A 21,108-nucleotide genomic window follows, 5' to 3' on the forward strand; every position below is an offset into this window, starting at 1 on the left:
CGTGCTTTTAAATTTAAAAATATTGATAAAAATAAACAACTTCAGGTTTTATCTTAGGCTTTATCAACCTTGCAAAAGCTGATTCGGTCATGGCTACACACAGCTTATTTTCAATCTCTTAGCGCGAAATCACCTGTTGATAATGAGCCAATCCATACTATTTATGGCGTATTTTGCTGTAGAGAAAGTGCATCCTCAGCTTGCTGCAACTGCTGTTTACGTTTTAGCAAGGTCTGTCCTGTACAGGCTTTATAGGCACGCGCCAAAGCCGATTGGTCTGAATAACCCAACAACTGTGCAATATCGCTTAGGCTCACATTTTGTCGCAGTAAGTTTTCACAGCGCTGCATCCGTTCTATTTCAAGAATCTGTTTAAAACCCGTACCTTCCTGTTTAAGCTGACGCTGTAACGTACGCCCTGAACGAAATAAACGCTGCGCCACCCATTCAATGCTCGGCACTTGCTGTTCATAACGTAAATAATGCGCCACCTGCTCTTGGACTTGCTGCTGCACGGTTTCTAATTGTGGTTTTAACGCAATCGCATCTTCAGCTTGTTTGGTGAGTAAATGAATTAAAGAGGGATCGGCTTGCTGTGGTTTTAAACTGAGGCTTTCTAAATTTAAAACAATTTGATATTCCGCTTGCTTAAATAAAACCTTACAACCATAAAACTTTTCATAATGCAGCATCGCCATACGCGGTGCATGGGCAAAATGAATCTCCCGTATCGGAGAGTGTTGAAAATCAAAAATTTGCATGGCCAATTGAGTCATACAGGCAAAAGTCATTTCATGAACCAAGCTGTATTTTTCATCCACCAATGGCCATGATAAATATAAAGCATCTGGTTGTTGTTCCAGTCGCATCGGTACGGCTGCCGTACCATCTACCACCAAACGACTAAAACGCATCATATATTGAAGGGCTTCTGCAACACTATTACTACGCGATGCCATATAGCCGAGCACACCAAAATGTTCAGGCTGAATATAACGCGCCAATTCAAAAACAAGCGTTGGACAATCTAAAAACTGAATACTGTGTTGGATGATCTCATTAAAAAATTGATAAGACGATTGGGTATCCATAGGCAATGCCAACACATGCTGTAAATGCTGCAATTGTGCAGGCGAAAATCCAAGCTGCTCAGGAACTCTGCCCTGTGCAGATAAATAGCGTAACCAAAGTTGATAATAGCCATTTGGAATTTGAATTTCGCTCATGTGCTTGCTCATTTTGACATGCATCATTTTCTTTTGTCGTTTAATGTATAAAAACTGGCAAATACTGTCAAAACAAATCTGCCAAAGCCCGACATACTGCAAACAGGATTGACCAGAGTGAAATAAAATAAAATGAATGCACTTGTCCAATATCATGTTGCGCCCATAGTACGCAGCAATCTCGATTTTAAATTAGCCGATGTGCCGCGTTACTGGTTTGCAGGTGACCCGTTTTTGACCCGCATGTTTGATGCTTTAAGCCTGACTTTTCCTGATGGCGAGCGTTATTTCATTCAATCGGTACGTTTGTTCCGTGATCAAATTCAAGACCCAGACTTAAAACAACGTGTTGCCGATTTTATTCGGCAAGAAGCTCAGCACGGCATTGCACACGACAAAATGAATCAGGTTATGAAAGATCAAGGCATGCCTGTAGATCAGTTTATTCAGCGTCTAAACAAAGTGTTTAAGTTTGAACTGAAATATCGCTCGCCCCAATACAACATCGCCATGACAGCGGCTGCGGAACATTTAACTGCACTTATGGCAGAAACTTTTTATGGCGAAAAAGACACGCTACAAGATGCACATCCTTATGTCCGCGCCTTATTTGCATGGCATGCGATTGAAGAAATGGAACATCGTGATGTGGCGTTTGATGTGATGCAACAGGTGGGCAATGTGCCTGAAGTGACCCGAAAAATGGCGTTGGTGCTGACCACAGGTTTAATGTTCGGATTTACCCTGTACCGCGCCAATGTCATGCTGAAATGCGATGGGTTTAATCGTATCCAGCGCCTTAAAATGAATGTACGTGGCTTGCAATGGCTGTTTGGCAAACAAGGGAAATTACGCAAAATGCAATCACAATATCGTGATTGGTTTAAACCTGACTTTCACCCTAGCCAACATCCAATCATCGCGCAATATGATGTCTGGCTTGAGACTTTAGCGCAAACAGGTGATCCAATTCAGGCAGGAGAAGCATTTTGGCAGGCAGGAAAATAAAGCTTTTGGTTTTGCTTGGCTTTTAACCAATGAACACCTAAGCATTGCTTAGCTTTATACAAACTTGCCTCTAATATCTTTATATAAAGTAAGGCATAAGGCAATGCTGAGTCATATCTTATTATTTCTTATTTATGAGTGACCAACACAGTTTAAGCGTAAGAGATCGCTGTTACTGTTACAGCTCCATCTCCTACGCAGAAAAAGGTTTTAGTCCTGATTCATAATAAAAAAGTATTGGCGATAATATTTCAGCTCGGCAATCGAATCACGAATATCATCCATCGCCAAATGCGACGCATTCTTTTTCAAACCGCTCATAATTTCTGGACGCCAGCGCTTTGCCAACTCTTTCACTGATGAAACATCCAAATTACGATAATGGAAGTACTGTTCCAATTCAGGCATTAAACGGTGTAAAAAACGGCGGTCTTGGCAAATTGAGTTGCCACACATTGGCGATGTTTTAGGATTAACCCATTTTTTCAGAAACTCAATAGTTTGCTGTTCTGCATCCTGCGCAGTGAGTTTGCTGCGACGCACACGCTCAATTAAGCCCGATTGTCCATGCTGACGTGTATTCCACTCATCCATGGCATTTAAAATACGATCAGGTTGATGCACAGCCAGCACAGGACCTTCTGCCAAAATATTTAAATGATCATCGGTCACAATGGTAGCCACTTCAATAATTTGGTCGTTATCGGTATCTAAACCTGTCATTTCCAAATCAATCCAAATGAGGCGAGTATCAGGCGTGCTGCTCATAAATGTGCAATCTTATTCGGCTTAAAAACAACATAGTAGCAAATTTCTTGCTTCTTGGCTGTAACTGTGCCCCCGCTTCATGCTATTTTTGCCATCCTGAGTTCATGGTTTTTTAGGATATGAATGGCTTTAATTCGTAAGCGTCGATTGACTGAACAACAGCAACGTCGAATTGAAAAACAACACAAGTCACGTCAGGCAGACATTGACACTTCACATGATTTAGAAGGCTTGGTGGTACAACACTATGGTCGTCAATTAGAAGTGCAGGCTTTATCTGTTCCTGAAATTCATCCTGAAAAACCTGTGGTGCACGCAGGTGAGCCTGAACCGTTTTGGAAACCTATCGAAATAGGCAGCATTTGGCGTTGTCATACTCGCACCAATTTAGAATTATTGGTGACGGGAGATCGGGTCAAATGGCAAGCCGATCCGAATACAGGTTTAGGGATTATTACCGCGATTCATCCACGCCAATCTTTATTGACCCGACCTGATCGTTATCACAAAGTTAAACCTGTTGCCGCCAATATCAGTTTGATTGTGATTGTTTTTGCGCCTTTGCCTGAACCTGCACCGGGCTTGATTGACCGCTATTTGGTTGCTTGTGCCGATGCCGATATTCCCGCCTTATTGGTCTTAAACAAATCTGATTTGCTCAAAGAAAACGACCCGATTTTAGACTTGCTTAAGGAATATCAAGACTTGGGGTATGAAGTCATGCAAACCCAGTCCGATGCGAATTTAGAGCATTTGGCGGCACGTTTGGCAGGTGAAACGGTGGCTTTTGTTGGACAATCGGGTGTGGGGAAAAGCTCGCTGATTAATGCCATCGTGCCTGAAGCGGCGCAAAAGACCAATATCATTTCAGAAAACTCAGCACTTGGACAACACACCACAACCTCTACCCGCTTAATTGGCTTTGGAGATGGTGCAGCCTTAATTGACTCACCGGGGATTCGTGAATTTGGTTTATGGCACTTAAGCCAAGATAAAATTCAAAATGGTTTTCCTGAAATTGAAAACCTGCTGGGGCATTGCCAATTCCGCAACTGTACCCATAAACATGAAAAGCAATGTGCGCTGCGACTGGCTGCTGCAGAAGGTGAAATATTATCGCGTCGTTTAGACAGTTATTTAAGACTGTGTGATGAAATTGCCGAAGCGCAACAAAAAAATTAATTTTATTATGGCGCTGCCCTTGAAGCGGTGTTTTTGATCGCCATATTTATACGCTATACTCTTGAACAATTTTGACATTGTAATTAGGTGACTTGTGGAACGTTGGTTCGAATTTATGGGGAATCATCCCTTCTTATTTGGGACGCTGGCTGTATTGGTAGTGTTGTTCTTTGTGTTAGAAGGTCAACGCAATGGTCGCAAAATTTCCCCACAATCTTTGGGTATTTTAGTCAAAGCTAAAAATGCCATGTTGATTGATTTACGTGATGCCAAAGATTTTCGTGAAGGTCATATCAGTGGTAGCCGCAATATTCCCTATAGCCAAATTACCAAGCATGTTGAAGAGTTAAAAACCTCAGATCGTCCATTGGTCTTTATCTGTAACTTGGGTCAGGTTGCAGGCAGTGCTTTACAACAGGTCGCACATACCGATGCCTATCGTTTAGATGGCGGTATTAGCAACTGGAAAGCACAAGGTTTACCTTTAGTAAAAAGCAAATAGTTTTACCCAATATTTTTCGCAAGGAGAACAATCATGGCTGAAGTCACTATTTATTCAACGACTGTATGTCCATACTGCATTCGTGCAAAACAACTCCTTGAGCGTAAAGGCGTTGCCTATAAAGAAATTAATTTGTCGAATGAAGCGCCTGAAGTACGCGTTGAATTAATGCAACGTACCAATCATCGTACCGTTCCACAAATTTTCATCAATGACCAATTTATTGGCGGCTTTGACCAATTATATGCGTTAGATCGCGAAGGCAAGCTTGATCAATTATTGGCATAAACATAACACGATAACCAACTCTTAAGGATTTAACATGAGTGAAGAACAACAAGCTCAACCACAATTGGCATTAGAGCGTATTTATACCAAAGACATTTCTTTTGAAGTTCCTGGGGCACAAGTATTTACCAAAGAATGGCAGCCTGAATTGAACATCAACCTGTCATCTTCTGCAGAAAAAATTGATCCAACCCACTTTGAAGTAGCATTAAAAGTTGTGGTTCAAGCCAACAACGCTGGCGATACTGCATTTATTGTGGATGTTACCCAAGCTGGTATTTTCCTGATTGATGGCGTTGAAGAAGAGCGTTTACCGTACATTCTTGGCGCATACTGCCCGAACATTTTGTTCCCATTCTTGCGTGAAGCAGTGAATGATATGGTTACCAAAGGCAGCTTCCCACAATTATTGTTAACGCCAATCAACTTCGATGCCGAGTTTGAAGCCAATATGCAACGTGCTCAAGCCGCTGCAGCTGAAGGTCAAGCTTAATTCGCGATTGGATATAAAAAAACCGCTGAAATTTCAGCGGTTTTTTATGTCATCCGTTTGCTGATGGACGATCAAAATTAAAAATCATCATCCTGAGATGGATCTCGATATAAAGCATCATGAATCGCTTCGACCAATTGCTGCGCAATTTCCTGTTTCGAGGCTTTTTCCAAATCGCGTTTTTCCATACGGTAGCTTTCGGCAAAAAATACCGTCATGGCATTTTCATCGGAAGCAAAACCAATATCGGCACGGGAAACGTCATTGCAGGCAATCATATCCAGTTTTTTCGCCACCAACTTGCCTGCTGCATACTCTTCTACATTGCGGGTTTCTGCAGCAAAGCCAACCATAAACGGACGTTTTTCCTGTTGTGCAATGGTCGCAACAATATCAGGGTTTTTGACCAACGCCACATTCAGCTCATCGCCTAATTTTTTAATTTTGTGTTCCGCAATTTCTGCCACGCGGTAATCTGCCACCGCGGCTGTAGCGATGAAAATATCACAGCCTTGTTCAAGCATCTGCAAACTGGTATCTAGCATTTGAATTGCAGAAGACACATTAATTCGCTGTACCCCATTTGGCGTATCTAAACTAACTGGGCCTGCAATAAGCGTGACTTTTGCCCCTGCTGCATAACAGGCTGCAGCCAAAGAAAAACCCATTTTGCCTGTACTATGGTTAGAAATATAACGCACAGGGTCTAAAGCTTCGCGGGTTGGGCCTGCTGTAATGGTGACATTTTTGCCTGCCAACATGCCAAATTTTTCCACCAAAGCACGCTGTGCCTGATGAAAATACTGCGTCACCTGATGCGCCAAATCTTCAGGTTCTGGCATACGCCCTAAACCAACATCTCCACAGGCTTGTTCGCCCGCATCGGGCATAATTACATGCACGCCATCTTCCACCAAAGTGGTTAAGTTACGCTGTGTGGCTTTGGCTGCCCACATTTGCTGATTCATGGCAGGTGCAACCCAAACTGGTGCAGTGGTGGCTAAATATAAAGTACTGAGCAAATCATCGGCCAGACCTGCAGCAAATTTGGCTAAGGTGTCGCAACTGGCGGGCGCAACCAAAATTAAATCGGCCCACCGTGCCAATTCAATATGCCCCATGCCTGCTTCGGCTTCGGTATCTAATAATTCGGTATGTACTGGATTGCCTGACAGTGCTTGAAAGGTCAGCGGTGTAATAAAAGCTTGTGCCCCCTTGGTCATGACCACGCGAACACTAAACCCCGCATCCTTTAAACGACGCACTAAAATCGCACTTTTATAGGCCGCAATGCCGCCTGTCACAGCTAAAATAATGTTTTTATGAGGGAGGACGCTTAAATCGAAGCTCACAAATAAGCCACCTTTTTGTTGCAGTGGCGCTCACAATAGCATTAAATAATGTCATTCCCAAGAGATCTGTTGGGATTTAAGTTTCAAATTTAGAATAAAAAAGTCAAATAACAATGCATTTATCTATTAAACATTGGCCTGAACAAGAACGGCCACGTGAGCGTCTGATTCAAAATGGTGCTGCAAGTTTGTCCGATGCCGAACTACTGGCTATTTTCCTGCGCTCAGGCTCGCAACAACATTCTGCGGTGGAGTTGGCACGATTGCTAATTCAGCATTTTGGCAATCTCACTACTTTACTCGATGCACCCATTGCCGAGTTGTGTCAATTTCACGGCATGGGTAACAGTAAATATTCACAGCTCATGGCAGTTAAAGAACTCGGACGGCGTTATGTGGCTGAACATTTAAAACAAGATGCGCTAGAGCTTAGCAACTCCAAACGTTTGATGGAGTATTTGCGTTTTGAACTTTTGGGCGAAACCCAAGAAGTGTTTGCGGTACTTTGTCTAGATGCCTGTTTACGCAAAATCAGCTTTAAAAAGTTATTTTATGGCGCAGTGAATTCGTGTGAAATTTCTATTAATCAATTGCTGCGTTTTGCAATTAGCCAACACGCTACGGCGATTGTGATTGCACACAATCATCCTTTCGGATTGCCACATCCCTCACGTGCAGATTTAATCCTGACGCAGCAGATTCAGCAAGCCTGTCAGTTGCTAGAGCTGCGTTTGATCGATCACTGTATCATCTCAAGTGAAGGTAATTTTTCCTTTGCCGAACAACAACTGCTTAAATTTGAGCACACTTAAAATTTGCATATTGACAAAGCCTGCACAAGCACAGAAGATCATCAAAAAATTGTGATGATTCTAATAAAATGATAGTCGATCAACCCAGTGTATTTAACTTACTGTTTTCTTGGCGGGGCACGATTTTACCGAAGGTCTTACCGCCTTTGGGCGTGGTGATGTTGATCTCCACCATTATTGGCGGTTTGTCTTATATTGGTTATTTTCATTTTCCAGAATTGCCTTTGGTTGGCTTTACTTTAATTGGGGTGGTGCTGTCGATTTTTTTGGGCTTTAAAAACTCTGCCTGTTATGACCGTTGGTGGGAGGCACGTAAACTTTGGGGCATGCTGATTGCCAACGCGCGCCACTTTGACCGCGACTGCCGTATACTTAGTCAAGCACGACGTGAACGCGTCATTCAGCACGTCATTGTATTTGCCAATGTCTTGCGCGACCGCCTGCGTCATCAAACTGCCAATCCAACCGAGTTAATTCAAACCAGTGGCATGAGTCAGCAAGCAATTACCCAACTGTATCAACAAGCCAATGCGCCGCAATACACGCTCAGTTTGATTCAATGGGAGTTAATGCAAGCACTTAAAGAGGGCGAAATTTCCGATATTATTTACACACAAATGAATCAACACGTCACAGAGCTGAGTTTGGTACTCACGGGTTGTGACCGTATTGCTACCACACCGCTCCCTTTTGCGTATTCAGTCCTACTTAACCGAACAGTGTACTTTTTCTGTTTTATGTTGCCCTTTAGTTTAGGGTCTACACTCGGATTGGCGACTCCGCTTTTGGTCGGTATTTTGGCTTATACTTTTTTAGGTCTGGATGCGCTCAGTTCTGAAATTGAAGAACCTTTTGGCACGCAAAGCAATGACTTACCTTTAGATGCCATGGTAAGAACCATTGAAATTGAATTATTGGGTACGTTGGGTAAACCAACGCCACCACCAATTCAGGCACAGGACAATAATTTGCTTTAGACCCTCTTCCCAACCTTCTCCCAGAGGGAGAAGGAGTTTTTATCCTTTCTAAATTTTAATAATGGATATCACATCTGCTTATATGAGAAGGTTGGGATGAGGGAGTTACTCAACAAAACTCTCCCAAATCCCAATTTGACCATCTTTCACCCGCGGAATATTGCCCAATTTAATCCACGGCATATTTTCACCATGAAAATCGCTGCCGACAGATACTTTTAGACCATGTTCAGCAATCATGCGATCCACCATTTGACGGGTCGATGCAGGGTCAATATTAGGCGGCAATTCCACTGCATCACCCCCATATTTGGCAAAAATTTCAATCAAATAACGAATATTGGTCGCAGATAAATCATAACGGGTTGGATGCGCCAACACGGCAAAACCCTGACTGTCATGAATTACCCGAATCGTATCTTCCAAACTCAAGCCATCAAATTTCACATAAGCCTTTTTGCCTTCTTTGATGTGTTTATCAAATGCTTGCTGCACACGCGTTACAATGCCTTTTTCTTGTAAGGTTTTGGCAATGTGCGTACGGGTAATCCGATCTGCTACGCCTTCGACTTTAAGAAGTACATCATTATAAATATCTTGTCCAATCAGCGGAGTGAGTAAATCACAAATTTGTTTGGCACGTTCTGCACGAATTTGTTTTTGCTGTTCCAGCAGCGCCTGTAAAGGTGCAGGATTTTGCATGTTTAGCGCCACCACATGCACGCTATAGCTTTTTTTAGTGGCAGGACGTGACCATTGACTGGAAATTTCCACTCCCGAAATAATCTTTAAATCTTGCCCCTGAGCCGCTTGCTCTGCCAAAGCCAGCCCATCCATTGTGTCATGATCAGTCAATGCCAAGGTATGAATGCCCTGCTGAATTGCCGCAGACACCAATTCTCCAGGTGACAAAGTTCCATCAGAAATATTACTGTGTGTATGTAAATCTACGCCGTGCATCACTTATACTATGTCATTTATTTGATCAGATTTAGATACTCTAACATGAAAGCACTTTTAGACTTTGTGCCCCTCATTATTTTCTTTTATTTATACAAAACTGTAGATCCAAAAGACACTAATCATCAATTACTACAACTGATCGGCTCTGCAGGCGGTGTCGATAACAACCATATTTTGGTGGCCACCACAGGTCTGATCATCTCGATGTTAGTGGTGTACGGCGCATTGTTCATCATGCAAAAATTCCGTTTAGATAAACAACAGTGGATTGTGCTGTTTATGACCGTAATTTTTGGTGGCGTTACCTTAATGTTAAGCGATGACTTTTATATTCGCCTGAAAGCTGCCATTTTAAACATTGTATTTGCAGGTGCTTTTTTGCTATCACCATGGTTCAGCAAAGACCGTAAACCACTGATTCAACGCTTATTTGGGCCTGTGTTCAACTTGACCGAAGCTGGCTGGAAAAACCTGAATTATACTTGGGCAGCCATGTTTGCAGTCATGTCTTTCCTACACGTATTTTTTGCATTTTTATTTATGGACGGAAAATATTGGGGCGAATTCACTGCTTTTGGTGACATGATTGTGATGTTTTCCTTTATCATTGTGCAGTTTATTGTATTGCGCAAATACTTTAAAACATCTGAATAATTTCTGATCTGCGATATTCGAGAGTAACTATGCCTTTATTTGTTCTGAGTTGTACTGACCGTGAAGGTACACTGGAAAAACGTCTTGCGACCCGTCCTGCACATCTTGCACGTTTGCAACAACTCGATGCCGAAGGTCGCTTAATTGTGGCGGGGGCAATGCCAAAAGACCCAAGCAATCCACAAGCAGGCTTTTATGGCAGCACCATGATTGTCGATTTTGACAGTCGTGAAGCACTCGATGCTTGGCTACAAGATGAACCTTTCTTAAAAGAAGGCGTATATAGCCACATTGACGTTAAGCCATTCAATAAAGCATTCCCTCAAGGATAAGCGCTATGCGTTTCGTTGTTGCCAGTGTTGTTGCTGTTCTGCTCAGTTCACCTGTATATGCAGTTGAGCCAGCCACAACCACACCTACTGCACCTGCTCCTGCTGCTGTGACCAACACGGCAGCTGTAGCAACAGCCAATGGGGTTACTCCTGCACAAGATAAGCCCCTGACTGCAGAACAAATTGCCAAAAATAAAGCCCTTCAGGAAGCTAAAACCAAAGCCTTGATTAAAGATCAGAGCACACGTTTGCAACAACTTGAACAGGCAAACCTCGATGCTTTGGCACAGAATCAGGAACTGCAACTTAAAAACGATAATTTAGGCGTGCAAGTTCAAGTACTGCAAAGTGAACGCAGTGCGCAAATGTTTTTATACGGTGCTGCAACACTCGCGGTTGGCGTATTGCTGGGCTTCTTAATTGCTAGCTATGTCTATACCAAACGTCGCCGCCAATGGTAAGGTGAGCATTCACCTCTTGATTTAAGGTACTCTGGTTTTGTTTCAGCCTATTCAAACTGCCGAGCTGGATTGGCAACTGGTCGATGGTATTGATGTGCCCATTTCCAAACAATTTGGCGATGTGTATTTCTCTAAAGACAACGGTTTATTAGAAACACGGCATGTGTTTTTACAGGGCAATGACTTACCCATCCGTTTAGCAGCGCTGAATGATTTTGAATATTTTTGTGTAGGCGAAACAGGCTTTGGTACAGGCTTAAATATTTTAGCGCTCTGGCAATTATGGCAACAGGTACGTCCCAATAATCGCAGCCATTTACACGCAATTTCTGTCGAAAAATTTCCACTTTGCAAAGCCGATCTTATACGTGCCTTAGCGGCTTGGCCCGAACTCAGTCATCTGTCTGAACAGCTGATTCAGCAATACCCTGCCGCTATTGCAGGCTGTCATCGTTTAAACTTTCCAGATGAACGCTTTAGCTTAGATTTATGGCTAGGCGATGCTCAGGAAGTTTTTCCTGTCATTGCTAAAACTGCTCCTGTCAATGCGTGGTTTTTAGATGGCTTTGCACCCGCCTGTAACCCCGATATGTGGCAGGAAACCGTGCTCAACCCGATTGTAGCACTGTCCGATTATGGCACGACTTTTGCCTCATTTAGTGTGGCAGGCGTACTCAAACGTGGCTTAAAACAACACGGTATTCACATCACCCGCCCACGCGGTTTTGGGCATAAACGGGAAATGCTGAAAGCCATCTGGCAAGCGCCTGAAATAGAGCCAATATCCGATCAGAACGAAACTCAAATTACAACAAATACCACAACAAACAACCAACAGCGCCATATTGCGATCATAGGCGCAGGAATTGCGGGTTTAAGCTGTGCGTGGGCATTTTCCCAACGAGGGCATCAAGTCACGCTCTATGACCAAACAGCGCCACTTGCAGGCGGTTCTGGCAATCCTTTGGCACTCTTAAACCCAAAACTTTGCCCAATTCATCAAAGTGCTGATCATTTAATGACTTTGGCATGGCAACATGCTTTAAATCACTATGCCGCATTCAAAGCATTTCGTCCGTTGCAGATTCATCAACTGGCACTTAAACATGCCGATGAATTGCTGGATTTAGCCACACAATACCCAAAAGGTATTTTAGCAGCACAGAGTGCAACCGAACTTACGCCACAAAGCGACTTTGCCAGTTTAAGCTTATTGCAAGCAGGAGCAGTTTCTCCACATCAACTGCGTGATGAAATTCTTGCGCATCCACACATTCAGTTTCAGCAAGCTCAAATTAAACAAATCACCACGACAGCACAGCAACTGATCTTACACAGCGTAGATACTGAACTTGGAACATTTGATCATGTCATCGTCTGTGCAGCGCTGCAAAGCGGTGCTTTTTTTGAGCATTACCCTGTGCTTAAACCCATTCGTGGGCAAGTTAGCTGGGTAAATAATACAGATCAGGCTTTGCCATTATCACAAGCCTATAGCTATGGCGGCTATTGCATGCAGCTCAATGCCGATCAACTGATTTTAGGTGCATCGTTTTATCCAAATCGGGAAGATTGTGACGTCTTGGCAGAAGACCATGTGCATAACTACGAACTTATCCACAGTGTCTTTCCTGCGTATGCCGAAAACTTAGCACCCGTAGATACTTGGCAAGGTCGCGCTTCGCTACGCGCCCAAAGTAAGGATTATTTTCCCCTACTTGGCAAAATGCGTGATGATCAGGAAATTTACAGCTTTGCAGGACTCGGTTCTAAAGGCTTTTTATTTGCCCCGTTGTGCAGTGAAATACTGGCGGCACAAGTTTTAGCAGAAGCCTGCGCTGTACCTAAAAACTTAGTACAAAAACTGGCAGCTACACGTTTTCAGAAAAAGGTGAAAACCAAGAAGCCTTATTTTAAAGCTCCTCCACCTTCAAGCTAACGCTCGCTTAGAGAAAATAGAAATAAAACGATACCCAACAAAAAAGCGCCTTACGGCGCTTTCTTCATATTGATGATACTTAGTGACCTTGTTCCAAAGGCATGCCTGCGTCGCGCGCAGCACGTGTACCACCCATTAAAACAACATATTCACGTGAGCTGTCCAAACCTTCTAGTTTTTCCGCTGCACGTGGGGCTTTACTTCCGCCACCACATAAAATGTAAATGGGTTGATCCGCCGACACCTGAGTAAGACTCTCTGCTGATAGATCGTTAATTGGCTGATTCACAGCACCTTTAACATGAGCTTCTGCATAAGCACTTGCATCACGTACATCCCAGATAATCGCGTCAGCTGGGAACTCAAATGTTGTAATTTCTTGTTTACGGATCATTGCGCACTCCTTTGATGTAAAACAACACTTGGCAAATGAAGAAAACATCCCTAGCATCTCAGATATTGTTTCCATTTGCAAAGGTCTTCATTATGCCTTCTTTCGATATTGTTTCTGAATTAGAACTTTTTGAAGTGAATCATGCGGTTCAAAACACACAAAAAGAAATCGGTACTCGTTTCGATTTTCGTGGTCAGGATGTTTCTATCGACCTCAATGAAAAAAACAAAGAGATTAAAATCTCCACTGAAAGTGATTTCCAATGTGAGCAAGTGTATACCATGCTCGAAAATCACTTCTATAAGCGTAAAGTCGACATTCAGGCGCTTGACCCACAAAAAATGACCGCATCAGGTAAAAATGTGATTCAAGTGATCAAACTTAAAGATGGTCTTGACTCAGATACCGCAAAAAAAATTAACAAAGCCATTAAAGACAGTGGCATTAAAGTGCAATCTTCTATTCAGGGTGACAAAATTCGTGTGACCGACAAGAAACGCGACACATTGCAACAAGTAATGGCGTTCTTGAAAGAGCAACAATTTGGTCTGCCACTGCAATTTAACAACTTTAAAGATTAATTTGGGGATGTCATGACACCAACCAATCGCTTAAACAAACTGGTCAAAGCAACATCAAAATTGCCGAAAGGCATTCAAAGCCGCCTTTTGAGTCAAGCCTTTGGTCGTGTCGTGCCGATGGTGGGCACTGCGAAAATTCGCTATCAAGAAGTAACCCCATCGCAAGTGGTGGTCAGTCTTGCCAATCATAAAGCCATGCAAAACCATATTGGACAGGTACATGCCTGTGCTATGGCGCTGCTTGCCGAAACTGCTACAGGTTTTGTGACTGCTATGAATGTACCTGATAGTGCCATTGTGCTGATTAAAAGCCTGAAAGTGGACTTTAAACGTCCAACTCAAGGTGCAATGACAGCCATTGCCACACTCAGCCCAGAACAGCAACAACTCATGCACAGCACCGACAAAGGTGAAACACTGGTCAATGTCAGTGTGATTGATGAATCAGGCGAAGCTCCGATTCAGTGTGAAATGTTGTGGGCATGGGTGTCAAAAGCACATTTAAAGCAGAAACAAGCCTAAGATATTCTCTAAAGCAAAAAATCCCAGATTACAGATCTGGGATTTTTTATAGTCACTTAAAAATAACTACGCTTGGCTCGCCTGCGCCTCTAAAAACTTCTGTTTGGATTCTTCAGGAATCTGACGTTTTGAACCTTTGACATCTACTGCAACAAAGGTAAACACCCCTTCGGTAACACGTACTGCTTCACGTGAATCATCATGGCTGTCCCACACTTCAATTTGCATTTGAATTGAGGTATTGCCCACTTTCAAAATTTTGGTATAGCAACTGATCACATCGCCCACTTTCACAGGCACCAAAAAAGTCATCTGGTTAATTGAAATCGTGGCACAGCGCCCTTTACTAAAGCGCTCGGCATGAATTGCACCCGCCAAGTCCATCTGTGACACGATCCAGCCTCCAAAGACATCTCCACTCCAGTTGGTATCTGCTGGCATGGCAATTGTTTGTAGGGAAAGCACTCCCTCTGGTTTTGCATGAGAATCTGACACGTTCACTCCGGACATTTGCATTAAATTAGCACGAACAGTGCATTAAGACTGGGCGTTGAGTTGCTGATCCAACCACTGTTGTAATTCAGTCGCTCGTAGCGCACCGCTTATTCTAGCAATTTCATTGCTTTTATTCATCAATACCAGTGTTGGAATACTGCGCACATGGAATGCACTGCTTAAGCGTGGATTGGCCTCGGTATCAATTTTGGCAAACACCACCTGCGGATTTTGCTTGGCAACTGTTGCAAAATGTGGTGCCATCATCTTGCAAGGACCACACCAGTCCGCCCAAAGATCAATCAGAATAGGTAAGTCACTATTTTGAATAAAATTACTGAAATTTTGCTCATTCAATTCAATGGGTGCAAGCGGAATCAGCGCTTGATGACACTGCCCACATGCAGGATTGGCAGATAATTTATCTTCAGGTACACGGTTTTTTGCACCGCATTCAGGGCATACAATAATCATTTACTGAACTCCAAACAGTTGCTGTAAAAACTCTAATTGGGTCTGAATGACTTTTTTAAACCATTCACCATGATAAATATCAAAATGTTGCATATCCCACTCTTCATATTGCACATAAGGCGCAATATTGGTGGCCGTTTCACGACTCGATTCAATTGGAATCAGACTGTCACGCTGTGCGGCAATAAATAACACAGGAATGTTGATATGCCGCACTTCTTGAATGGGGCGATAACGAATCAAATTAAAAAACACCCGAGCAGGAATTTCCCCACTCCAGTAATGGTCGGGGTTCACAATGGACATATAACCTGCATAACTGTCTGCAGTCGGTAAAAAACATAGTTCTTTTTGCGCCACCACTGCAAGCGTTTTGGGTGACATCCCCACCTTTGCTCCCATATAGTCCTGACTGGAAATTTTTAGGGCTTTCGGAAGTTGCTGCAAAGGATATAACTTGGCACTTTCCGCACCATCTACAAAAGGCACTTGTACCATGACCGCGGCAATATTGTGTAAGCGTGAGGCCAAACTCAGCACATATCCGCCACTCAGAGAAGTTCCCCACAGAATCATGCGTTTGGCATCAATCGACTTACGTTCCGCGATATGTGAAATCATGCTGCGCCAGTCGTCTAACTGCGCCTCTATGGATACCAACTCACGTGGACGCCCCGTACTTCCGCCCCAATAGCGATAATCGAATAACACCACGGCATAGCCTGCCTGAGCAAAATGCTGTGCGTATTGCACCAATTTAAAATGACGCAAGGCTGCTAGACCATGCGCCATCAGAATCACCGCGGGTTTTTCTATAGATTTAGGGCGATAAAAGTCTGCAGCAATCACCTCGTGATCACTTTTGACATATAAAGGCTCGACCGTATAGGAATGCATAAGCGCTCCATTGCGTTATTTTATCGTTATCGTCGTTATAAATATTTCAGAACATTCTGCTCTTGAATCTGCTTAATGCTATCATAAAGCATATTGTCATGAATAAAATGATGGAGTATTCCCATGTCTGAACAAGTCGGTTTTGCGGGTCAAATTGGTCCTGAACATGTGAGCCAAGTTGTAGAGAAAGGCTTTAAGTCAATTATTAATAACCGCCCAGATATGGAAGGTGGTGCTGAGCAACCAACCAGTGCGCAAATTGAAGAAGCTGCACGTGCAGCAGGCTTAGATTATGTCTTTCAACCTGTGGTGTCTGGTCAAATTACTGAAGTCGATGTGCGTACTTTTGCCAATCACTATAACGAATTGCCAAAACCTGTGTTGATGTTCTGCCGTACGGGTAACCGCTCAAACAACTTATTTCAGTTAGCTAAACAAATGGATTTGTTGGATGACTAAACCCATCCTCAAATATGTATTTTGCTGTATTCTGATCTGTAGCAGTATCTCGCTGAGTCACGCTCAAAACGATGCTAAGGCTTAAATAGCAAAGTCAGTGTTGCAGGTCAGATGAATGCTGCCAAATTTTCACAGTTGATGCGACAAGGTTTTAAATCTGTGATTGTGAACGGCCCTGATCAAGAGATGGGCAATGCAGTCAAGGTGAGTGAATTACGCAATATCGCAGAAAAATCTCAGATCAGTGTGATTTATCAGCCCGTTAATAGCGGTAAAATTTCTCAAACAGACATTCTTGAATTCGCCAAATATTATAATGAGCTTCCAAAACCCATTCTGATGATTTGCCGTAGTGGCGCTCGTTCTAGTGCGTTATTTCATCAGGCAAAATCTCAAGGTTTGTTGCATGAATAAAGTTTTATTGGTGGTGATGTGTGTCTTGGCTCTGAGTGCTTGTAGTTCTATGCAAGTACGCCCGACGGTGGGTGTGAATGTGGGGACTTCGCTCTAATTTTTAAATTAGATTCCCATAAAAAAACAGCGCCGAAGCGCTGTTTTTTTATTTTAACTAATCGTGTATTCTTGTTTTGTAATTTGTCCTGTCGGAGCTGTTACAGTCAAGATTAAACTATCCCCCGAATCACATTCTTTTAAGCGGTATGAATAATTTACTTGTGTACTCGATGCAAATGTTGATGGCGTTAGTAAATTAAACCGAGCTGGAACGGTTGCATTACCACTCCATAACTCTGCTGAACATGATTTTTCATTATCTTTAGTATTATCTTCTGCTTGTACGGCTACTGTTGTTCCAGTCGGCATAGGAACAGATTGCGCGCTATTACCAAATAGCTTGAACGTAAAGTTTGTTTTGCTTGTAGTCACAGCTACATCTTTAATTGTTGGCACATCATTACTAAATGAGAAGACTAACTGTTGACGTATTACTGCAGAAAGTTCTGAATTACATGTTCCTGAGATATTTGGTTGAGCAAAAGTACTGACTGCACAGATATTCCCCACTGCCCCACGTTTATATAAAAACTCACCTAAAGCTGCTTCAAAAATAGTATTTTCGTTATCGTCTCTAAAGAAATCACCAATATTACTTACTAATTCATCAATGCCAGCTGTATATCGATTGTCAGAATCTTTATCAATATATTGCTTATCGCCTTCAACATAAGCTAAAACGGTTACGCGATTATCAGTTGGACGTGGGTTCTGAGTCTGTAAAACAACACTACATTCGCCATCAGTTGTTGAACAATTCGGCGTAATACTTCCGCCCTCTGTAACAAAACTTACAACTGTACCATCAGGGACTTTATTACCAACACGATCTCGTAAAAGCGCAACAATCGTAGCTTTGTCGCCATCAATATCCCATTGTAATGCATTCTTAGTTACGGATAGACTCAAACCATTTTGTGTAACACGTCCTGTTGCAACAGAAACATCTTTTGTCAATGCTGTAACACTTGTATCACTAGCAAGGGTGGCTTTAAGCTCCACAGGTCCTGGTATGCTACCAGGGAAGATATCTACGACAATCTTACCTTCATCATTAGATTGAATTGTTTTTTCTTTTCTGTTATGCAATGTAATAAAACTAAGATCATCTGGCGCATAAATCAGCTCAACCAATACAGCTTGGTTCTTAGCAGGCAGATTATTTGAATATACTGTAAATTCAACCTTACCAGATGCACTAGAACCACTATTAGCGGCACCTAACTTAACTTCACCTGAAGTATATACAAGTGAATTGGCTTTAATCGGATTAATTGTAATATTCTTAGTAGTCGTCGTTGCACCATTATTTGCACTAATACTAATAACTTGAGTGCCATTACATAATTGGCCTCCGTTAGATATGGCAGTATAAGTTGTTTCAACTAAACCTTGATTTGAGTTTACTGTGTTATTCGTAAACGTTCCACAATCTGAGCTAAAAGTTACTTGCACATTATTTTGTGCAATATCTGTCGAGCTATCGACAGTTTTTAGACTAATTTTAACAGAACCACCTGCATCAATAGTTGAATTATCAAATACAAGATTATCAAACTTAGTTTTCAGAGCTTCAACAGATACAAAGGTATCGCTTGTATTGGCAGTATTACCACCAATTTCTGCATTTGCAGCAATTTTAAAAATACCAGTTTTAGTTTCATCTACAGGCTTAATTCCAATTTTTGCAATTCCATCAGCATTTGAGAGCACTGTAGCATTTGAAGTTTCAAAACTAATATTTTCGCCCGTGAATGTTACTAATGCACCACTTACTGGCTGACCATTTTGGTCAGTTACTTTTACACTCGCACTTGCACCAAGAATTGTTAAAGCTGTAGTTTTTTGATTATTGTTGTCAAAAACTTCAACATTAGTGATATTTAATTTAGCAACTACTGGTGTTTCAATACCGTTATCAGTACCCGAACCTCCACCAGTAGTATTTTCATTTTGGTTATAATACCCGTCACTACCACCGCCACCACAGCTTGCAAGTAAAATAGAAATAGCAATGGCAGACAACTTTAAAGGTGTTTGTTTATTAAACATGAAATCCCCCTAGAACTCTCAATATATAGAGAGTTTTTATAAATATTTATTGGGTGCTATGTAACCATAGTTACTGCTTTATGTAAATAAAAGCATGATAAATGTTTTGCTTGTGTTAGCCTAAATTTATTTATTACATGAAGTAGCTCACAAATGTACGACCTCATTATTATTGGTGCAGGCACCGCAGGCATTAGCGCCTATAAAGAAGCGATTAAATACACCCAAAACCTACTCATCATCAATCACGGTCCATGGGACACCACCTGTGCCCGTGTTGGTTGTATGCCTAGTAAAGTTCTCATCTCTAGTGCCAATCGCATACACGACATTCAACATGCACAAGAAGTTGCACTCACGGTAGATGCAAAAATTGATACATCCCAAATCATGACGCACGTACGCCAATTACGTGATCGTTTTACCCGTGCCACACAAAAAGATGTAGATCGTTGGGAAGCATCCCATAAGATTTCAGGCTTTGCGACTTTCATAGATGCCCATACAATTCAAGTGAATGGACAGCAATATCAGGCAAAAGCTTTTATTGTTGCAGTCGGTTCTACTCCTGCTTATGACCAAGCCTGGAAAGAAAACTTAGGCGAACGCTTAATCACATCAGATCAAATCTTTGAATTAGAGAACTTACCCCAATCTTTGGCCGTCATTGGCAGTGGTGTAATTGCAATCGAATTGGCTCAAGCTATGCAACGCTTAGGGGTAGATACCACTATTTTTGCCCGTAGTCGTAAAGTTGGTTCACTCCGCAGCCCAGAACTACAAACCATTGCACAAGATACACTCAGTCGAGAATTGAATATCAAATTTGAAACCTTGCCTACACAACTACAAAAAACAGAACAAGGCGTGAAAATTGAATATCAAGAAAATGGACAAATACAAAGCTTAACTGCCGATTATGTATTGGTTGCTACGGGTAGACGCAGCTATTTAGATCAGCTTCATCTTGAAAATATTGATACAAGTTTCAACAACATCAAACAACTCCCAATTGATCCTCATACCAAACAACTCGGACAGCATGCTATTTTTATTGTGGGTGATGCACACACGAATACTCCCATTCAACATGAAGCAGCACATGAAGGGCGTGCAGCCGTGCATAATTGTTTAAGCTTTCCAAATATTGAAAATATTAAAGCATTAACACCCATGGGTATTGTGTTTAGCTCACCTGAAATGGCATCTGTAGGACAAAACTATAAACAACTGAAAGAGCAAAATATTGCATTTACGACAGGCTTTGTTTCTTATGAAAAACAAGGTCGCGCTTTGGTGCTGGGAAAAAATAAAGGTGCGATTGAAGTTTATATTAATAATAAAAGTCAAAAGTTATTAGGTGCTGAATTATTTGTGGATGCTGCTGAGCACATGGCGCACTTATTGGCTTGGATGATTGATGAAGAACTCACACTTGAAGATATTTTAGATAAACCGTTCTACCATCCAACACTAGAAGAGGGTTTAAGAACAGCATTTAAACATGCACGTCGACAACTACGTGAAATCTAATCAAATTTAGAAAGTATGCTTACTCTTTAAAACCACCCCCTGATGGTTTTATTTTGCCTTCATTTTTATGTTTTCCTTTCTTTTTCTACTTTTCTTTCCCGCATAAAAAACACCCCCAACGCTAGTTGAGGGTGTTTAGAATAATGAGCTGGCGATGACTTACTCTCACATGGGTAACCCCACACTACCATCAGCGCGAAGAGGTTTCACTTCTGAGTTCGGGAAGGGATC

General features: G+C 42.1%; 24 protein-coding genes, 1 rRNA gene and 1 pseudogene. 16 read left to right on the forward strand and 10 right to left on the reverse strand.

The genetic code is table 11. The features are described from left to right. Positions 1–161 precede the first annotated feature (161 nt). A complete protein-coding gene (locus FTT91_RS12805) occupies positions 162–1,226 on the reverse strand; it encodes an AraC family transcriptional regulator (RefSeq protein WP_104853059.1) in 1,065 nt (354 codons plus the stop codon). A gap of 132 nt (positions 1,227–1,358) precedes the next feature. On the opposite strand from FTT91_RS12805, the gene FTT91_RS12810 reads away from it, so the two are divergent. Beyond that, positions 1,359–2,234 (forward strand): metal-dependent hydrolase, encoded by an 876-nt coding sequence (locus FTT91_RS12810; protein ID WP_180062486.1) that lies wholly within the window; start codon positions 1,359–1,361, stop codon positions 2,232–2,234. Positions 2,235–2,444: 210 nt separating this feature from the next. Here the strand turns inward: FTT91_RS12810 and orn are convergent, their stop codons facing one another. After that, positions 2,445–3,002: an oligoribonuclease gene (orn, locus tag FTT91_RS12815; protein ID WP_004976254.1), complete on the reverse strand. Its 558-nt coding sequence runs from the start codon at positions 3,000–3,002 to the stop codon at positions 2,445–2,447. 123 nt (positions 3,003–3,125) lie between these two features. Between orn and rsgA the strand changes: the two genes are divergently transcribed. The 4 genes from rsgA (at position 3,126) to secB (ending at position 5,467) form a co-directional block, all read left to right on the forward strand. Continuing rightward, complete coding sequence (gene rsgA / locus FTT91_RS12820) at positions 3,126–4,184, forward strand: small ribosomal subunit biogenesis GTPase RsgA (protein WP_096902409.1); 1,059 nt, start codon at positions 3,126–3,128, stop codon at positions 4,182–4,184. A gap of 94 nt (positions 4,185–4,278) precedes the next feature. Further along, the gene (locus FTT91_RS12825) at positions 4,279–4,686 is read left to right on the forward strand and encodes a rhodanese-like domain-containing protein (RefSeq protein WP_004976250.1); all 408 of its coding nucleotides are present in this window, start codon (positions 4,279–4,281) and stop codon (positions 4,684–4,686) included. Between the two features lie 33 nt (positions 4,687–4,719). Next, the gene (gene grxC / locus FTT91_RS12830) at positions 4,720–4,974 is read left to right on the forward strand and encodes a glutaredoxin 3 (protein WP_004976247.1); all 255 of its coding nucleotides are present in this window, start codon (positions 4,720–4,722) and stop codon (positions 4,972–4,974) included. A gap of 34 nt (positions 4,975–5,008) precedes the next feature. Next, entirely contained in the window at positions 5,009–5,467 is a 459-nt protein-coding gene (gene secB, locus FTT91_RS12835; RefSeq protein ID WP_004976246.1) for a protein-export chaperone SecB, read from the forward strand. Positions 5,468–5,544: 77 nt separating this feature from the next. On the opposite strand, the gene coaBC is transcribed toward secB, so the two are convergent. After that, the gene (gene coaBC, locus FTT91_RS12840) at positions 5,545–6,819 is read right to left on the reverse strand and encodes a bifunctional phosphopantothenoylcysteine decarboxylase/phosphopantothenate--cysteine ligase CoaBC (protein WP_004976244.1); all 1,275 of its coding nucleotides are present in this window, start codon (positions 6,817–6,819) and stop codon (positions 5,545–5,547) included. 113 nt (positions 6,820–6,932) lie between these two features. On the opposite strand from coaBC, the gene radC reads away from it, so the two are divergent. Beyond that, on the forward strand, positions 6,933–7,631 hold the full coding sequence (gene radC / locus FTT91_RS12845; protein WP_104853058.1) for a DNA repair protein RadC: 699 nt from the start codon (positions 6,933–6,935) through the stop codon (positions 7,629–7,631). Between the two features lie 68 nt (positions 7,632–7,699). Further along, the gene (locus tag FTT91_RS12850) at positions 7,700–8,608 is read left to right on the forward strand and encodes a bestrophin family protein (RefSeq protein WP_004976242.1); all 909 of its coding nucleotides are present in this window, start codon (positions 7,700–7,702) and stop codon (positions 8,606–8,608) included. 105 nt (positions 8,609–8,713) lie between these two features. Here the strand turns inward: FTT91_RS12850 and FTT91_RS12855 are convergent, their stop codons facing one another. After that, positions 8,714–9,568: a PHP domain-containing protein gene (locus FTT91_RS12855; protein ID WP_180169575.1), complete on the reverse strand. Its 855-nt coding sequence runs from the start codon at positions 9,566–9,568 to the stop codon at positions 8,714–8,716. A 45-nt stretch (positions 9,569–9,613) separates the two neighbouring features. Here FTT91_RS12855 and FTT91_RS12860 point away from each other — a divergent pair, with 45 nt between their 5' ends. Genes FTT91_RS12860 through mnmC form a run of 4 tightly spaced genes read left to right on the forward strand, consistent with a single transcriptional unit; the run spans position 9,614 to position 12,957 of the window. Continuing rightward, positions 9,614–10,225, forward strand: coding sequence for a septation protein IspZ (locus FTT91_RS12860; protein ID WP_004976239.1), 612 nt, complete (start codon positions 9,614–9,616; stop codon positions 10,223–10,225). A 29-nt stretch (positions 10,226–10,254) separates the two neighbouring features. After that, positions 10,255–10,557: a YciI family protein gene (locus FTT91_RS12865; RefSeq protein WP_004976238.1), complete on the forward strand. Its 303-nt coding sequence runs from the start codon at positions 10,255–10,257 to the stop codon at positions 10,555–10,557. A gap of 5 nt (positions 10,558–10,562) precedes the next feature. Then, positions 10,563–11,018 carry a hypothetical protein gene (locus FTT91_RS12870; protein WP_004976237.1) on the forward strand — a complete coding sequence of 152 codons (456 nt, stop codon included), beginning with the start codon at positions 10,563–10,565 and terminating at the stop codon, positions 11,016–11,018. A gap of 37 nt (positions 11,019–11,055) precedes the next feature. Next, positions 11,056–12,957 carry an FAD-dependent 5-carboxymethylaminomethyl-2-thiouridine(34) oxidoreductase MnmC gene (mnmC, locus tag FTT91_RS12875; protein ID WP_180169576.1) on the forward strand — a complete coding sequence of 634 codons (1,902 nt, stop codon included), beginning with the start codon at positions 11,056–11,058 and terminating at the stop codon, positions 12,955–12,957. A 79-nt stretch (positions 12,958–13,036) separates the two neighbouring features. Here the strand turns inward: mnmC and FTT91_RS12880 are convergent, their stop codons facing one another. After that, on the reverse strand, positions 13,037–13,351 hold the full coding sequence (locus FTT91_RS12880) for a rhodanese-like domain-containing protein (RefSeq protein ID WP_004976235.1): 315 nt from the start codon (positions 13,349–13,351) through the stop codon (positions 13,037–13,039). Positions 13,352–13,443: 92 nt separating this feature from the next. On the opposite strand from FTT91_RS12880, the gene FTT91_RS12885 reads away from it, so the two are divergent. Together FTT91_RS12885 and FTT91_RS12890 are read left to right on the forward strand one after the other, a co-directional pair. Continuing rightward, positions 13,444–13,932: a YajQ family cyclic di-GMP-binding protein gene (locus FTT91_RS12885; RefSeq protein ID WP_004976234.1), complete on the forward strand. Its 489-nt coding sequence runs from the start codon at positions 13,444–13,446 to the stop codon at positions 13,930–13,932. A gap of 12 nt (positions 13,933–13,944) precedes the next feature. Beyond that, positions 13,945–14,454 (forward strand): DUF4442 domain-containing protein, encoded by a 510-nt coding sequence (locus FTT91_RS12890; RefSeq protein ID WP_104853054.1) that lies wholly within the window; start codon positions 13,945–13,947, stop codon positions 14,452–14,454. A 66-nt stretch (positions 14,455–14,520) separates the two neighbouring features. Here FTT91_RS12890 and FTT91_RS12895 read toward each other — a convergent pair whose 3' ends face one another. Genes FTT91_RS12895 through FTT91_RS12905 form a run of 3 tightly spaced genes read right to left on the reverse strand, consistent with a single transcriptional unit; the run spans position 14,521 to position 16,320 of the window. Next, a complete protein-coding gene (locus tag FTT91_RS12895; RefSeq protein ID WP_171525313.1) occupies positions 14,521–14,964 on the reverse strand; it encodes an acyl-CoA thioesterase in 444 nt (147 codons plus the stop codon). Between the two features lie 27 nt (positions 14,965–14,991). After that, on the reverse strand, positions 14,992–15,423 hold the full coding sequence (gene trxC, locus FTT91_RS12900) for a thioredoxin TrxC (RefSeq protein WP_104853053.1): 432 nt from the start codon (positions 15,421–15,423) through the stop codon (positions 14,992–14,994). Continuing rightward, the gene (locus FTT91_RS12905) at positions 15,424–16,320 is read right to left on the reverse strand and encodes an alpha/beta hydrolase (RefSeq protein WP_180062490.1); all 897 of its coding nucleotides are present in this window, start codon (positions 16,318–16,320) and stop codon (positions 15,424–15,426) included. Between the two features lie 123 nt (positions 16,321–16,443). Here FTT91_RS12905 and FTT91_RS12910 point away from each other — a divergent pair, with 123 nt between their 5' ends. Beyond that, positions 16,444–16,779 (forward strand): TIGR01244 family sulfur transferase, encoded by a 336-nt coding sequence (locus FTT91_RS12910; protein ID WP_180169577.1) that lies wholly within the window; start codon positions 16,444–16,446, stop codon positions 16,777–16,779. Then, positions 16,772–17,193 (forward strand): annotated as a pseudogene (locus tag FTT91_RS12915) (beta-lactamase hydrolase domain-containing protein). Before FTT91_RS12910 ends, FTT91_RS12915 begins: the two are co-directional and overlap by 8 nt. Before the next feature lie 150 nt (positions 17,194–17,343). On the opposite strand, the gene FTT91_RS12920 reads toward FTT91_RS12915, so the two are convergent. Beyond that, positions 17,344–19,344 (reverse strand): hypothetical protein, encoded by a 2,001-nt coding sequence (locus FTT91_RS12920; RefSeq protein ID WP_180169578.1) that lies wholly within the window; start codon positions 19,342–19,344, stop codon positions 17,344–17,346. Between the two features lie 153 nt (positions 19,345–19,497). Between FTT91_RS12920 and FTT91_RS12925 the strand changes: the two genes are divergently transcribed. Beyond that, complete coding sequence (locus FTT91_RS12925; RefSeq protein WP_180169579.1) at positions 19,498–20,877, forward strand: dihydrolipoyl dehydrogenase; 1,380 nt, start codon at positions 19,498–19,500, stop codon at positions 20,875–20,877. A gap of 146 nt (positions 20,878–21,023) precedes the next feature. On the opposite strand, the gene rrf is transcribed toward FTT91_RS12925, so the two are convergent. Next, positions 21,024–21,108: ribosomal RNA gene (gene rrf, locus FTT91_RS12930) — 5S ribosomal RNA — on the reverse strand; the annotation flags it as partial.

Origin of the sequence: Acinetobacter sp. YH12021 (assembly GCF_013420145.1) — a bacterium.
In the GTDB taxonomy this organism is placed as follows: domain Bacteria; phylum Pseudomonadota; class Gammaproteobacteria; order Pseudomonadales; family Moraxellaceae; genus Acinetobacter; species Acinetobacter towneri.

What these genes read in the sequence shown, in the direction of transcription:
- FTT91_RS12805 (WP_104853059.1), bottom strand. Translation starts at nt 1,226, where the DNA reads ATGAGCGAAATTCAAATTCCAAATGGCTATTATCAACTTTGGTTACGC.
- FTT91_RS12810 (WP_180062486.1), top strand. Translation starts at nt 1,359, where the DNA reads ATGAATGCACTTGTCCAATATCATGTTGCGCCCATAGTACGCAGCAAT.
- orn (WP_004976254.1), bottom strand. Translation starts at nt 3,002, where the DNA reads ATGAGCAGCACGCCTGATACTCGCCTCATTTGGATTGATTTGGAAATG.
- rsgA (WP_096902409.1), top strand. Translation starts at nt 3,126, where the DNA reads ATGGCTTTAATTCGTAAGCGTCGATTGACTGAACAACAGCAACGTCGA.
- grxC (WP_004976247.1), top strand. Translation starts at nt 4,720, where the DNA reads ATGGCTGAAGTCACTATTTATTCAACGACTGTATGTCCATACTGCATT.
- secB (WP_004976246.1), top strand. Translation starts at nt 5,009, where the DNA reads ATGAGTGAAGAACAACAAGCTCAACCACAATTGGCATTAGAGCGTATT.
- radC (WP_104853058.1), top strand. Translation starts at nt 6,933, where the DNA reads ATGCATTTATCTATTAAACATTGGCCTGAACAAGAACGGCCACGTGAG.
- FTT91_RS12850 (WP_004976242.1), top strand. Translation starts at nt 7,700, where the DNA reads ATGATAGTCGATCAACCCAGTGTATTTAACTTACTGTTTTCTTGGCGG.
- FTT91_RS12855 (WP_180169575.1), bottom strand. Translation starts at nt 9,568, where the DNA reads ATGCACGGCGTAGATTTACATACACACAGTAATATTTCTGATGGAACT.
- FTT91_RS12860 (WP_004976239.1), top strand. Translation starts at nt 9,614, where the DNA reads ATGAAAGCACTTTTAGACTTTGTGCCCCTCATTATTTTCTTTTATTTA.
- FTT91_RS12865 (WP_004976238.1), top strand. Translation starts at nt 10,255, where the DNA reads ATGCCTTTATTTGTTCTGAGTTGTACTGACCGTGAAGGTACACTGGAA.
- FTT91_RS12870 (WP_004976237.1), top strand. Translation starts at nt 10,563, where the DNA reads ATGCGTTTCGTTGTTGCCAGTGTTGTTGCTGTTCTGCTCAGTTCACCT.
- FTT91_RS12880 (WP_004976235.1), bottom strand. Translation starts at nt 13,351, where the DNA reads ATGATCCGTAAACAAGAAATTACAACATTTGAGTTCCCAGCTGACGCG.
- FTT91_RS12885 (WP_004976234.1), top strand. Translation starts at nt 13,444, where the DNA reads ATGCCTTCTTTCGATATTGTTTCTGAATTAGAACTTTTTGAAGTGAAT.
- FTT91_RS12890 (WP_104853054.1), top strand. Translation starts at nt 13,945, where the DNA reads ATGACACCAACCAATCGCTTAAACAAACTGGTCAAAGCAACATCAAAA.
- FTT91_RS12895 (WP_171525313.1), bottom strand. Translation starts at nt 14,964, where the DNA reads ATGTCCGGAGTGAACGTGTCAGATTCTCATGCAAAACCAGAGGGAGTG.
- trxC (WP_104853053.1), bottom strand. Translation starts at nt 15,423, where the DNA reads ATGATTATTGTATGCCCTGAATGCGGTGCAAAAAACCGTGTACCTGAA.
- FTT91_RS12905 (WP_180062490.1), bottom strand. Translation starts at nt 16,320, where the DNA reads ATGCATTCCTATACGGTCGAGCCTTTATATGTCAAAAGTGATCACGAG.
- FTT91_RS12910 (WP_180169577.1), top strand. Translation starts at nt 16,444, where the DNA reads ATGTCTGAACAAGTCGGTTTTGCGGGTCAAATTGGTCCTGAACATGTG.
- FTT91_RS12920 (WP_180169578.1), bottom strand. Translation starts at nt 19,344, where the DNA reads ATGTTTAATAAACAAACACCTTTAAAGTTGTCTGCCATTGCTATTTCT.
- FTT91_RS12925 (WP_180169579.1), top strand. Translation starts at nt 19,498, where the DNA reads ATGTACGACCTCATTATTATTGGTGCAGGCACCGCAGGCATTAGCGCC.